General features: G+C 67.4%; 7 protein-coding genes. 3 read left to right on the top strand and 4 right to left on the bottom strand.

Features of this window, described 5'->3' with window-relative positions:
* Positions 1–29: 29 nt before the first annotated feature.
* The 3 genes from bcsZ to BTH42_RS24775 all read left to right on the top strand — a co-directional run bounded on the left by bcsZ (position 30) and on the right by BTH42_RS24775 (position 8,996).
* Positions 30–1,208: a cellulose synthase complex periplasmic endoglucanase BcsZ gene (bcsZ, locus tag BTH42_RS24785; protein WP_075303809.1), complete on the top strand. Its 1,179-nt coding sequence runs from the start codon at positions 30–32 to the stop codon at positions 1,206–1,208.
* Positions 1,199–5,935 (top strand): cellulose biosynthesis protein BcsC, encoded by a 4,737-nt coding sequence (locus BTH42_RS24780; RefSeq protein WP_075303808.1) that lies wholly within the window; start codon positions 1,199–1,201, stop codon positions 5,933–5,935. Before bcsZ ends, BTH42_RS24780 begins: the two co-directional genes overlap by 10 nt.
* A gap of 436 nt (positions 5,936–6,371) precedes the next feature.
* The gene (locus tag BTH42_RS24775; protein WP_075303807.1) at positions 6,372–8,996 is read left to right on the top strand and encodes a response regulator; all 2,625 of its coding nucleotides are present in this window, start codon (positions 6,372–6,374) and stop codon (positions 8,994–8,996) included.
* 36 nt (positions 8,997–9,032) lie between these two features.
* Here BTH42_RS24775 and BTH42_RS24770 read toward each other — a convergent pair whose 3' ends face one another.
* The 4 genes from BTH42_RS24770 to BTH42_RS24755 all read right to left on the bottom strand — a co-directional run bounded on the left by BTH42_RS24770 (position 9,033) and on the right by BTH42_RS24755 (position 13,637).
* Positions 9,033–10,139 (bottom strand): formylglycine-generating enzyme family protein, encoded by a 1,107-nt coding sequence (locus BTH42_RS24770; RefSeq protein ID WP_083654907.1) that lies wholly within the window; start codon positions 10,137–10,139, stop codon positions 9,033–9,035.
* 58 nt (positions 10,140–10,197) lie between these two features.
* Positions 10,198–11,961, bottom strand: coding sequence for an arylsulfatase (locus BTH42_RS24765; RefSeq protein WP_075303806.1), 1,764 nt, complete (start codon positions 11,959–11,961; stop codon positions 10,198–10,200).
* Positions 11,962–12,130: 169 nt separating this feature from the next.
* Entirely contained in the window at positions 12,131–13,195 is a 1,065-nt protein-coding gene (locus BTH42_RS24760; RefSeq protein WP_075303805.1) for an NADH:ubiquinone reductase (Na(+)-transporting) subunit F, read from the bottom strand.
* A 79-nt stretch (positions 13,196–13,274) separates the two neighbouring features.
* On the bottom strand, positions 13,275–13,637 hold the full coding sequence (locus BTH42_RS24755) for a phenol hydroxylase subunit P4 (RefSeq protein ID WP_075303804.1): 363 nt from the start codon (positions 13,635–13,637) through the stop codon (positions 13,275–13,277).
* Positions 13,638–13,677 lie beyond the last annotated feature (40 nt).

Raw genomic sequence — 13,677 nt, 5'->3', positions numbered from 1 at the left:
CAAAGACTGATAGAACGGATATGACTCGTATGCGGTTTCGGATCAACAGAAAGACCCGCCTCGCGTTCGCGCTCGGCCTCGCGGCGGCGGCCCTCGGCGCAGGCGCCGCGAACAGCGCGCAGGCGGCGCCCGGCGCCGGCTGCGGCGACTGGAGCGCGTATCGCAGCTTCATCGCGCGCTTCATGCAGGCCGACGGCCGGGTGATCGATTTCTCGACGCCGACCCAGCAAAGCACCTCGGAAGGTCAGTCGTACGCAATGTTTTTCGCGCTGGTCGCGAACGACCGCGCGAGCTTCGACAAACTGCTCGCGTGGACCCGCTCGAACCTGGCCGGCAACCAGTTCGACGCGCAAAAAATGCGGCTGCCCGCGTGGCAATGGGGCAAGAAACCGGACGGCTCGTTCGGCGTGCTCGACCCGAATTCGGCGTCGGACTCCGATCTGTGGATCGCTTACGATCTGCTCGAAGCCGGCCGCCTGTGGCACAACCCGGCCTATACGCAACTCGGCCGCAGCCTCGCCGCGCGCATCGCCGCCGACGAAGTCGTCACGCTGCCGGGGCTCGGGCCGATGCTGCTGCCCGGCCCGCAGGGCTTTCGCAACGGCACCGTCACGCGCCTGAATCCGAGCTATCTGCCGCTGCCGCTGCTCCGCGCCCTCGCGCACGACGCGCCGGACGGGCCGTGGGGCAAGCTCGCCGACACCACCTACCAGTTCGTGCGCACCGTGTCGCCGCAAGGCTTCGCGCCCGACTGGGCGGCGTGGCAGAGCGGCCAGTTCGTGGTCGATCCGAAGAACGGCGACGTCGGCAGCTACGACGCGATCCGCGTCTATCTGTGGGCCGGCCTGACCGCCCCCGCCGATCCGCTCGCGAAATCGTGGCTCGGCGCGCTCGGCGGGATGCGCACGAAGGTCGCGCAGAACGGCTTCCCGCCCGAGAAGGTGTCGTCGACCACCGGCGCGTCGAGCGGCGAAGGCCCGCTCAGCTACTGGGGCGCGCTCGCCCCTTACTTCAAGGCGCTCGGCGACGAGCACAGCCTCGGTCTTGCGCGCAGCCGGCTCGCCGCGCTCGACGTCGAGGTGCCGGGCCGCGACCCGGTTTATTACGATCGTGTGCTGGGACTGTTCGGCACGGGGTTTATCGACGGCCGCTACCGCTTCGATGAAGCCGGCCGTCTCGTGCCCGCCTGGAGGAATGCATGCGATTGAACGCACTCGCGCTGTCGTTGCGCGTGGCACTGTCGGCCGGCGCGCTGTGCGCGATCGCCGCGGCCGCGCCCGATGCGCTCGCGCAGGCGGCCAGGGATCCGCTCGCAGTCCTGATCGATCAGGGCAAGTACTGGCAGTCGCATCAGCGCGGCGACCTCGCCGAGCAGGCATGGCGCAAGGTGCTCGGCATCGATCCGAAGCAGCCCGACGCGCTGTTCGGGATGGGCATGGTGCTGGCCGACCGCAAGGACGGCGCCGGCGCGCAGCAGTATTTCGCGCAGTTGAAAGAGGCCGCGCCGAACTATCCGCGGCTCGACGAACTGGGCCGCCGGCTCGGCCAGACCAGCCCGCGCGATCAGACCATCAACGACGCGCGGCGGCTCGCGCAAAGCGGCCAGAGCGCGAGCGCGGTGCAGCAGTATCAGCGCGCGCTGGCCGGCAAGCCGGCCACCCCGGAATTGCAGCTGGAGTACTTCCAGGCGCTGTCGGCGACCCCGCAGGGCTGGGACGAAGCGCGCCGCGGCCTCGAACAGCTGGCGCGCGAGAACCCCAACGATCCGCGCTACGCGCTCGCGTACGCGCAGCATCTGACCTATCGCGACGTCACGCGGCGCGACGGCATCGCGCGTCTGCAGAAACTCGCGGGCGACAGCACGAGCGGCGCGGCCGCGAAAAAGAGCTGGCGCCAGGCGCTGCTGTGGCTCGACGCGCGGCCGTCCGATGCGCCGCTCTACGAGGCATATCTGCAAAGCGCCGGCGACGACGCGGCCGTGAAGGCGCGCTTCGATTCGATGGTGCAGCAGGACAGCGCGGCGCGTTCGCGCGCGCAGGAAAACGCCGCGGTCGACGCGCGCGGCCGGGTGGTCGCCGAAGGCTTCGCGGCACTCGACCGCAACGACGCGGTGACCGCGCGGGCAAGGTTCTCGTCGGTGCTGGCGAGCAATCCTAACGATCCCGACGCGCTCGGCGGGATGGGCATCGCCGCGTTGAAGCAGGAGCGCTTCGCGGAGGCGCGCAACTACCTGGAGCGCGCGTCGCGCAGCGGCAGTCCGGCGCGCTGGAAGACCGCGCTCGACAGCGCGACCTACTGGACCTACACCAGCGACGCGATCGGCGCGCGCAGCAACGGCGAGTTCGCGAAGGCGAAGTCGCTGTTCGAACGCGCGATCGCGCTCAATCCGTCCGACGTGACCGCGCAGGTGCTGCTCGGCGAAATGCTGCTGCAGAACCACGACCCGGCCGGCGCCGAACAGGCGTACCGGATGGCGCTGCGCCGCCAGGCCGACAACCCCGACGCGATCCGCGGCCTCGTCGGCGCGCTGGCCGCGCAGGGCCGCGGCGAAGAAGCGTTGCAGTTCGCCAATCAGCTGAATGCCGCGCAGCAGGCGAAGGTCGGCGGCGTCGACCGCTTGCGCGGCGATGCGCAGGCCGCGCAGGCGCGCGCGGCCGAAGCGCGCGGCGATCTCGGCACCGCGCGCAGCCTGTTCGAGGACGCGCTGCTGAACAAGCCCGACGACCCGTGGCTGCGCCTCGACCTCGCGCGCATCTACGTGCGCCAGGGCGCGGTCGCGAACGCGCGCAGCATGATGGACGGGCTGCTCGCCGCGCATCCGGAGATGACCGACGCGCTGTATGCGAGCGCGTTGCTGTCGGCGGAAACCCAGGACTGGGCGACCGGTCTCGCGCAGCTCGAACGGATTCCGGTCGCGCAGCGCACCACCTCGATGACGACCCTGCAGCATCGGCTGTGGGTGCATCGCCAGGCCGAACTGGCTACCCGGATGGCCAAAAACGGCCAGACCCAGCAGGCGCTCGCGACGCTGCGCGCGGCCGAGCCGGTGGCCGGCACCAGCCCCGAGCTGATCGGCGTGCTCGCCGGCGCGTACCAGCAGGCCGGCGACCCGACCCGCGCGCTCGGCCTCGTGCGCAGCGCGATGAGCGCGGCGCCGGGCAACACCGACCTGCTGCTGCAATACGCGGGGATTCTGTCGGCGACCGGTCAGCAGGACGAACTCGGCATGGTGATGCGGCGCCTGCAGGCGATGCAGCTGACGCCGCAGCAGCGCACCGATTTCGCCAACCTGAATCTCGGCATCGTGGTGCGCCAGGCCGATCTGGTGCGCCAGCGCGGCGATCTCGCCAGCGCGTACGAAGTGATCGCGCCGTGGCTCGCGGCGATGCCCGACAACCCCGACCTGCAAGCCGCGCTCGGCCGCATGTATTCGAGCGCCGGCGACGACCGCAACGCGCTCGCGAGCTACCGGGTCGCATTGCAGCGCCGCCCCGACGATCTGAACCTCGTGCAGGCCGGGATTTCCGCGGCGGCCGCGACCAGACAGTTCGGTTATGCCGAAACGCTCGCGCAGCAGGCGCTCCAGCAGGCGCCGGACGATCCGGGCGTGCTGGCGACCGTGGGCCGCATGTATCGCGCGCAGGGCAAGCTGTCGCTCGCGTCGACCTATCTGCAACGCTCGCTGATCGCGGCCAATACGCCGGTGCAGCCGAACGCGCCGCGCAACGGCGCGGCCGCCAATGTGCCGCGCGGCTGGGAAACGGCGATGCGCCAGATCGGCGCGACGCCGCTGCCCGGCACCAATCCCTTCGAAGGCAAGACGGCGATCGCCACTCCGGGCAGCGCCGACACCGCCACGCGCTCCGCGCTTCCGTTCCTGAATTCGCAGTCCTCCACGCCGACGCAGACCGTGCCGAACTATCCGCCGCCTACCCCGCCCGCGCCGTACGTCGCACCCTATGTCGCGCCTTATACGGCGCCCCCGCAGGCGTATCCGAATCCGGCGCCCGTCGCCGCTCCGTATAACGCGCCGCGCTCCGATGCCGGGACGAGCGGCTATGGTCAGGAGAGCTACGGGTCGAGCCAGTCGGGCGCGCCGTTGCAGCCGTATCCGGGTCAGGGGCCGGCGCAGATGCAGTCGTCGCAGGCGCAATCGTTGCCGGTGCAGCAGCAGCAGGCGTATCCGCAACAGCAGCCGTATGCGCAGCAACCGGCGTATCCGCAGCAGGCTTATCCGCAGCAGCAACAGGCATACGGGCAGCCGGCGTACGGGCAACCGGCGCCCTACGGCGCGCAGGACGGTTATGCGGCCACGCCGTGGCCGATGTCGCCGGCCTCGCGCGACGCGCAGGCCAACGCGGGCTCGAGCGCGCCGCTGCCGTACGGCGCGACCCGCTCGACGACGAACCGCGCCAGCACCGCGAAGAAAAGCAGCACGAAAACGAGCCGCGCCGCACCGGTCTATGCGCAACAGCAACAGCAGCCGTATCCGCAACAGCAGGCTTATCCGCAACAGCCGTATCAACCGTATCCGCAACAGCAGGCTTATCCGCAACAGCCGTATCAACCGTATCCGCAGCAGCAGCCGTATCCGAACCAGGGCTACTACGCGCAGCAGCCCTACATTCCGCAGCCGCCGACCGGCTACGCGCAGCCGTACTACCCACCGGGCAGCGACGCGCAGAACCGCCGTCCGGCCAACGTCGCGAACGCACAGACGCTCGGCGTCGCCGAAGAACTCGCGCAGGTCAATCGCGAGCAGTCGAGCACGGTGTCAGGCGGGCTGGTGTTCCGCAATCGCGCGGGCGAGGATGGGCTGTCGTCGGTGACCGATATCGAGGCGCCGATCCAGGGGCGCATCAAGGCGGGCAACGGTCACGTGGTGGTGACCGCGACGCCGGTCACGCTCGATGCCGGCACCGCGTCGAGCAGCACGTCGACGCTCGCGCGCTTCGGCGCGGGCATCTCGACGCCGGAGTCGTCGCATGCGGCGGTCGCCAACACCAACAACTACGGCAGCCAGACCGCGAGCGGCGTGGGGCTGTCGGTCGGCTACGAGAGCCGCAGCATCAGCGGCGATATCGGCGTGACGCCGATCGGCTTTCGCGAACAGAACATCGTCGGCGGCGCGCAATACGACGGCGCGATCACCGACAAGGTCTCGTACTCGCTCGCGGTCGCGCGCCGCGCGGTGACCGATAGTTTGCTGTCCTACGCGGGCGCGCGCGATGCGGGCGCCGGCCTCGAATGGGGCGGCGTCACGTCGAACGGCGCACGCGCCGCGCTGACGTGGGACGACGGCACCAGCGGCCTGTATGTGAATGCGTCGTACCAGCATTACATGGGCACCAACGTGCAGAGCAACAACGCGATCAAGGGCGGCGGCGGCGTCTATACGCGCCTGCTGAAGGACGCCGACCAGACGCTGACGATCGGCGTGAACACCACGCTGATGGGCTACAACCGCAACCTGTCGTATTTCACGTACGGCCAGGGCGGCTACTTCAGCCCGCAGCAGTACGTGATCCTGAATCTGCCGGTCGAATGGTCGGGCCGCGCGGGCCTGTTTACGTATGACGTGAAAGGCTCGATCGGGGTCCAGCATTACCGCGAGGATCCGTCGAACTACTTCCCGACCGATCCGACCCGGCAAAGCAACGCGGTGCTGGCCACGCAAAACGTCAGCGGCGTGCAGGCCGATCAGGTCTACCCGGGCCAGAGCAAGACCGGCGTGTCGTACTCGCTCAGCGCAACCGGCGAATACCAGCTCGCGCCGCAGCTCGCGTTCGGGGCAACCGCATCGCTAGGTAATGCTTATCAATATCGCGAGTGGCTCGCGGCGGTGTATGTGCGCTACAGCTTCAGCAAACAGACCGGCTTGCAACCGTTCCCGCCGGTGCCGTTGCAGTCGCAGTATCTGTCGCTGTCGAACTGAGTTCGCGGCGATCGGCGAGGTGCGCGCCGGCGGTTCGACGCCGGCGCGCATCACGCCGCTCGCGGCAAGCATGCCGCGCGCCTGACCGGCTGGAACAGGCGCTTCTTTCCGCTCGCACCGATCCGCGGGCATCCATCGCGGTAAAAGTTGCGCGCGCATCGAGGTGCCGCGCACGACACGCGCTCTTTCGCGTCGCCGTGACGCCGGCAAAAAACCAATAACACCGCCACGCGGGTCAACGATCGAACGTCGTGGCCTACAATAAACGCAACCCCTCGGGCAGCTTGCAGCCGCGCCGCGCGCAACCCTGCAAGCCCGCTTCGGCTCGCGATACCCGCCGGCTTCGCGTGCTTCACCTGCCGCCGCGAGTGGCCGAAGCCGGACGAGCCGAGCCCTGAATCACCACGTTTCGACGCGATCTCTTCTGGAGCGCAGCATGCCCTTTCCGGCACAAGATTACGGTTGCGCCGGCTGGCGCGGCGAGATGGCCCGCCGCATCAGCGAGTTCGACTGGCGCGCGACCAGCCTCGGCGAGATCGGACACTGGCAACGCAGTCTGACTTCGACGGTGCAGATGATGCTCGCGTCGCCGGTCCCGCTCGTGCTGTTGTGGGACGTGCCCGGCTACATGATCTACAACGACGCGTACGCGGTGTTCGCCGGCGGCCGCCACCCTTACCTGCTCGGCTGTCCCGTCGAAGGCGGCTGGCCCGAAGTCGCCGAGTTCAATCGCAACGTGATGACGACCTGCCTCGCGGGCGGCACGCTGTCGTATCGCGACAAGGAACTCGTGCTGCTGCGCGACGGCAAGCCCGAAGAAGTGTGGATGGATCTGTACTACAGTCCCGTCGCCGGCGACGGCGGCGCGCCGGCCGGCGTGATCGCGATGGTCATCGAGACCACCGGCCGCGTGCTCACCGAGCGCAGCCGCCAGCGCGCCGAAACGGAACTGCACGAAACCAACGAGCGTTTGCAGCTCGCGCTGAACACCGGCGCGGTGCTCGGCACCTGGGTGCTCGACGTGCATAGCGGCAAGGTCAGCGGCGACGAACGCTTCGCGCGCACCTTTTCGTTCCCGCTCGAAGAAACCACGAAAGGCGTGTCGCGCGGCGCCGCCACCTCGATGATTCATCCCGACGACCAGGCGCTCAACGACCAGCTGACCGCCGAGGCGATCCGCACCGGCGAGCCGTTTCGCGCCGAGTACCGGATTCGCCGCCCGAGCGGCGGCTACGTGTGGGTGCAGGCGAACGGCCGCTGCGAATTCGACGCCCAGGGCCGGCCGACCCGTTTTCCCGGCGTGCTGATCGATATTCACGAGCGCAAGATCGCCGAACAGTCGCTTGTTCAGTTGACCGAAACGCTCGAACAACGGGTCGCCGATTCGATCGCGGCGCGCGCGCTCGCCGAGGAACAGTTGCGTCAGGCGCAGAAGATGGAAGCGATCGGCAGTTTGACCGGCGGCGTCGCGCACGACTTCAACAACGTGCTGCAGGTGATCAACGGCAATCTGCAGATGCTGGCCGCCGACGCCGGCGACCAGCCGGTCACGCGGCGGCGTCTGGCGGCCGCGACCGAAGCGGTCAAGCGCGGCGCCAGGCTCGCCGCGCATCTGCTCGCGTTCGCGCGGCGCCAGCCGCTGTCGCCGACCGTGCTCAATCCGCGCCGCCTGTTGAACGGGATGAGCGAGATGCTGCACCGCTCGCTGGGCGAGACGGTGCGCATCGATACGGTGGTCAGCGACGATCTGTGGAACGTGCAGGTCGACCGCAATCAGCTCGAAAACGCGCTGCTCAATCTCGCCATCAACGCGCGCGACGCGATGCGCGCCGACGGCGTGCTGACGGTGCGCGCGACCAACCGCCGGCTCGACGCCGCGTTCTGCCACGACAAGCCGGAACTGTCGCCGGGCGAATACGTGGAGTTCTCGGTCGCCGATACCGGTTCGGGGATGCCACCCGAGATCCTGCAACACGTGTTCGAGCCGTTCTTCACGACCAAGCCGGACGGCCACGGCACCGGGCTCGGTCTGTCGATGGTGTTCGGCTTCGCGCGCCAGAGCGGCGGCTATGTCGCGATCGAAAGCGAAGTGGGCCACGGCACCACGGTGTCGCTGTTTTTTCCGCGCTGCCGCGAAGCGGAGACGCCGGAGCCGGTCGACGGCCCGGCGACCTCGGTCGGCGGCGGCGAAACGATCCTCGTGGTCGAGGACGACGCCGACGTGCGGCTGACCGCGGTCGAAATGCTCGCGCAACTCGGCTACAAGGTGCTGACCGCGTCGAACGGCGACGCGGCGCTCGAATTCATCGACAGCGACGTGCCGATCGATCTGCTGTTCACCGACGTGGTGATGCCCGGCAAGCTCAAAAGCGTCGAGCTCGCGCAGCGCGCGGCCGTACGCACGCCGCCGGTGCCGACGCTGTTCACGTCCGGCTATACGCGCGACGAAATCGTGCACCACGGCAAGCTCGACGCGGGCATTACGCTGCTGTCGAAACCGTACCGGCGCGACGATCTCGCGCGGCTGGTGCGCAACGTGCTGCGCGCGAGCCCCGCGCATGCGGCCCCGGCCGCCGGGGTGCGCGACGCGCGCATCGCCGCGTGCGTGCCGCCCGCCGCTTACGACGGCACGCGGGAACCGGCGACGGCAGCGGCCGCGCCCGCGCAGCGCAGCGAGCCGGCGCCGCGCGAAACCGCGCGCGTGCTGCTGGTCGAAGACGATACCGAATCGCGCGAGGCGCTCGCCGAACTGCTCGGCGCGCTCGGCCTCGTGTGCGACGCGGCCGGCAGCGCCGAGGAAGCGCTGCCGCTCGCGGCCGCGCAGCATTACGACGTACTGCTTACCGACCTGACGCTGCCCGGCATGTCCGGTGCCGAACTCGCCCGCGCCGTGCGCCGCGAGCAGCCGTCGATACGCGTGCTGCTGGTGTCGGGCTACGGTCGCAGCGCGGAGATCGGCGAGACGATTCCTGGTGCCCGGCTGCTGGGCAAGCCGCTCGATCTTGGCCAGTTGCGCCGCGAACTCGCGCAATGGCTCGACCGCCTCGAAGCGGCTTCGTAGGTCTGCTTAACAGACGCAGGGTCAGCCGGCGCGTTTTCATGGTTCACGCAGCACGGTTCGGAAACCGATGTGAACGGTGCCGAGCGTCGGGTCCTGCGGCTGCCGCGACGACGGCCGGTAGCGCACGCAGAAGTTCGGCGCGCACAGGAACGAGCCGCCCTTGATCACGCGCGCCGGACGCTCGAGCGTGTCGACCGGTTGCGATACGGTCACCACCAGCGGGTTCTCCGCCTCGTCCTTCGGATGGCGGTCCTGATACGCGTCCCGGGTCCACTGCCAGACGTTGCCGACCGGATCGAACATCCCGTAGCCGTTGGCCGGAAAGCAGCCGACCGGCGCGGTGCCCTTGTAGCCGTCGCGCACCAGATTGCGCGCCGGAAAATCGCCCTGCCACGTGTTCGCCATATAGCGGCCCTGCCCGCCCGGCGTATTGCCCCACGGATAGGTGTCGCCGTCGAGGCCTCCGCGCGCCGCGTATTCGTACTCGGCCTCGCTCGGCAGATCGCGGCCGAGCCACTTCGCGTACGCCTGCGCGTCGGCGTAGCTGACCTGCACGACCGGATGGTTGTCCTTGCCGGCGATCGAACTGCCGGGACCGAACGGATGACGCCAGTTCGCGCCCGGCTGGAATTTCCACCAACGATACGCGTCGTCGAACTGCTCGGTGCCCTTCGGCCACACGAACACGACTGAGCCCGCCACCAGTTGCTCCTTCGGCACGCCCGGGAATTGCGCGGGATCGCGCGCGCGTTCGGCATCGGTCACGTAGCCGGTCGCCTTCACGAAGCGCGCGAATTGCGCATTGGTCACTTCGTGCCGGTCGATCAGGAAGCTGTCGAGCCGCACGCTGCGCACGTTGCGCTCTTCCGGATAGCCGTCGTTCGAGCCCATCTGGAAACGGCCCGCCGGAATGCGGATCAGGCCCGCGCGATTCGCGGCGCCGTTGCGCGCGGGGCCGAAGCCGGCGGGCACGCCGTTGTACGCGGTGCATAGGCGGGGGCCGGCGGTGGGGTCTTCTGCGGCGGTGGCGGATGCGGTGGCCGTCGCCGCCGTATTGGCCGCAACAGGAACCGCTGTCGCGGTCCCCGCGTCAGCGGCGCCGGCCGAAGCCGGCAGCCACGCCGCCAGCAGCAGCGCAGGCATCAAACTCGACACCCGCGCCACCGCCGCCATAGCACCCGGCGCGCGAGCGCGCCGCCGCTTACCGGTTGGTTTCGAGTTCATCTTCGTAGTAATGCGTAGCGTTGCTGTAGCCCGGACGCTCGCCGAGATGCGGGATGTCCTGCACGCCGTTCTCCGTCTGATACGCGTTGTAGTCGGCGAGCAGTTCCTTCATCTTGGCCGGATAACGCTTCGCGACATCATGCAGTTCGGACCGGTCGGCGCTGACATGGAACAGCTGCCACTCGCCGGTGCCCCACGGCTTGTTCGCGTACGAGATCTTCCAGTCGCCCTTGCGCATCGCGCGACGGCCGTTCAGCTCCCAGCCCTCGGTGAACTCCCCCTTATGCACGGTTTTGCGCTGACCGCTGAGGAAATCGAGCATCGACGTGCCCTGCATCCGGAACACCGGCCGGCCGTTGTACTCGCCGCCCGGTTGCGCGACGCCGGCCAGTTGCAGGATGGTCGGCGCGACGTCGGTCACGTGCGCGGGCACCCGGCTGATCTGGCCGTCGTGCGCGCCGTGCGGCAACACGATGATGTTCGGCACCGCGATCCCGCCTTCATACGCGAACGCCTTGTAGAGCCGCAACGGCGTCATGCTGACCTGCGCCCAGCCCGGCCCGTATTCGACGAACGAACCCGCGCGGCCGGTATTGGCGATGCTGTTGTCCGCGTGACGCTTGATCCACTCGCGATTCGCGGCTTCGTCGAGAATGCTGTTGCCGTCCGCGCCGTTATCCGACATGAAGAAGATCAGCGTGTTGTCGTACTGGCCGGTTTCCTTCAGATGATCGACAAGGCGGCCGATCTGCGTGTCCATCACATCGATCATCGCCGCATAGACCGCCATCCGCTTCGACTCGATCTGCTTTTGCACCAGCGACAGGCTGTTCCATTGCGGCCACACTTCGTCGCCGGTGTAGGCCTCCATATCCTTCGGCACGAGGCCCATCGCCTTCATTTTCGCGAGACGCTGCGCGCGGATCGCGTCGTAGCCGGCGTCGTATTTTCCTTCGTACTTCTTGATAGCTTCGTCCGGTGCCTGCAGCGGCCAGTGCGGCGCGGTGTACGCGACGTACGCGAAGAACGGCTTGCCGTCGTCCTTATGACTGTCGATATACGACAGCATCTTGTCGGTATAGCCGATCGTCGAATAGAAACCTTCCGGCAGATCGATCAGCTTGCCGTTCTCGCGATACATCGCTTTCGGCGTCTTGTCCGCGTCGTTGGTGATGATGCCGACCTGGCCGAAATGGCTCGCGCCGCCCTGCACCATCGCAAACGACTGTTCGAAACCGCGCGACGCGGGGCCGTATTCCTCGGTCAAGCCGAGGTGCCATTTGCCGACCATGTAGGTGTGGTAACCGGCGTCGCGCAGCAGTTGCGGAAAGGTCACCACGCTATGCGTCATATACCCTTCATAGCCGGCCGCGCTGCGCTGCGCCGGCGTCAGCAGTTCGGCCATTCCACCGAGCCCGACGCGGTGATTGTCGACACCCGACATCAGCATCGCGCGGGTCGGCGAACAGAACGGCGATGCGTAGAAGTCGGCCATCCGCACGCCTTCGTGCGCGAGTTTGTCGAGATTCGGCGTTTGAACTTCGCCGCCGAATGCGCCGATATCCGAATAGCCGAGGTCGTCGGCGACGATCAGCAGAATGTTCGGACGTTTGCCTTGGTTTGCCGTCGCGTTGTGCGCGGCGTTCGTGCTGGTGCTGTTTGTACTATTGCCTGCCGCGAGAGCGGATCCCGTCAGCGCGACCGCGCAGGCGAGCGCGCAACGGGTGAGTAGTGTCTTCATCTCCATCTCCTTGCTTTTTCGATTTATCTGCTTGTTATAGGTAATGCTGTACGAATTTTGCGGTGAAGCCGCGGCACCGTCCAACACCGATTCAGACTGATTTCATACCGTACGGGTATGCCGGATCATGACGGTTGAAGGTGCCGCCGGCCGGCGCGAATTGCGCCGCTTAGATCGACCTGAATAACGGGCTTTTCGCGAGCGCGTCGGCGCCGTCGGCGTTGCTCAAAAACTTCTCCGTGTAGATATCGCGTTCGAACAGTTGGCCCTGCATCAATGCGCGAATCGACGCTTCGATCATCACCGGCGGTCCGCACAAATACGCTTTGTGGCCGCGAAAATCGCAGCCGAAATGCGCTTTCGCCGCGTCGTGAACGAAGCCGCGAAAGCCGTCCCAAGTACTCCCCTCGGCTTCGTTCGACAGCGCCGGCACATAGGCGAAATTCGCGTGGCGTTGCTCCAGTTCGAGAAACTCGTCGTGGTAGTACAGTTCCGCGCGATCGCGCGCGCCGTACACCAGCGTGATCGGCCGCGTGTCGCCCTGTTCGAGCAGATCGAGCAGCATCGAACGCGGACTCGACAGACCCGAACCGCCGGCAATCAGGATCACCGGTTGCGGGTCCGACGCCCGCACGAAGAAGCGCCCGAACGGGCCGGTAAAACGCAGCGCGTCGCCCGGCTTCAGCGCTTCGTGCAGATAGCCGGTGCCCTTGCCGCCGGGCACGCGCCGCACGTTCAACTCGATCAGCGTCGCCGAACCGGGCTTGCCGGCCAGCGAAAACGCGCGCGGCATGTCCTCGCCGGGAATCCGCACGTTCACGTACTGGCCCGCCTGAAACTCGATGCCCGCGCCGTCCAGTTCGACGAAGATGCCCTTGATCGTCGGCGTCAGGTCGACGCTGTCCTTCACGCGGCCGGTGAAGTCCTGCACCGGATAGTGACGCGCGTCCGGGTCTTCGTCGATATCGGCTTCGATCGTCAGATCGGATTGCGCGGTCGCGCAGCACGCGAGGCACTTGCGTTCGTCGCGCTCGAAATCCATCAGCGCGAACGGCGACGCATTGCCGTGCTCGATTTCGCCGTCGACCACCTGCACCTTGCAGGTCGCGCACAGCCCGTGGCAGCACGCGTGCGGCAGCCACACGCCGGCGCGCAGGCAGGCGTCGAGAATGGTCTGATCGTCGCCGATCTCGATGCTGTGACCGAGCGGCTCGATGGTCAGCTGATAACTCATGTCAGCGTCTCCGTTTCTAGTTCCGTTTCCAATTCCGTTTCTATTTCCGTTTCTGTTTCGTCATTACTTCAAGCCGGGCCTAGCTGCACGAGCCGCCAATGCCGGTCAGCCCCGGCGTGCGAAAACGCAGCACCGCTTTGTGGCCGAGGCCGTTTTCGCCGAGCGTGCGTTCGAACGCCGGCGTGAAACGCTGGTTCGAACTGAACCATTCGATCTCGTCGAGCTTGACCTTGTTCCAGTCCGGATGCGCGGCGTAAATGCCCGGCAGCACGTCGTTCGCGAAGGTCGCGAACGTCATCGACGGCGGTACCGGAATGCAATGCGGCGCGCAGAACATCAGGTGATCTTCCCAGCCGACGAACAGCAGCCGGTTGCCGTGAAAATTTTCTTCGCGGTCCTTCATTTCACCTGTGTAGCCGTCTTTCAGCGCGATAACTGACATGTCGTGTCTCCTTCTGTATTGGGTCGGCGCGGGCGTGACG

Source organism: Burkholderia sp. SRS-W-2-2016, from assembly GCF_001931485.1.
Lineage (GTDB): Bacteria > Pseudomonadota > Gammaproteobacteria > Burkholderiales > Burkholderiaceae > Paraburkholderia.
The sequence above is the reverse complement of the archived record's forward strand: the minus strand, read 5'-3'. Positions and strand labels throughout refer to the sequence as shown.

Bases quoted from the DNA above. Each gene is read 5' to 3' on its own strand.
- BTH42_RS24765 (WP_075303806.1), bottom strand. From the start codon at position 11,961: ATGAAGACACTACTCACCCGTTGCGCGCTCGCCTGCGCGGTCGCGCTG.
- BTH42_RS24775 (WP_075303807.1), top strand. From the start codon at position 6,372: ATGCCCTTTCCGGCACAAGATTACGGTTGCGCCGGCTGGCGCGGCGAG.
- bcsZ (WP_075303809.1), top strand. From the start codon at position 30: ATGCGGTTTCGGATCAACAGAAAGACCCGCCTCGCGTTCGCGCTCGGC.
- BTH42_RS24755 (WP_075303804.1), bottom strand. From the start codon at position 13,637: ATGTCAGTTATCGCGCTGAAAGACGGCTACACAGGTGAAATGAAGGAC.
- BTH42_RS24770 (WP_083654907.1), bottom strand. From the start codon at position 10,139: ATGCCTGCGCTGCTGCTGGCGGCGTGGCTGCCGGCTTCGGCCGGCGCC.
- BTH42_RS24780 (WP_075303808.1), top strand. From the start codon at position 1,199: ATGCGATTGAACGCACTCGCGCTGTCGTTGCGCGTGGCACTGTCGGCC.
- BTH42_RS24760 (WP_075303805.1), bottom strand. From the start codon at position 13,195: ATGAGTTATCAGCTGACCATCGAGCCGCTCGGTCACAGCATCGAGATC.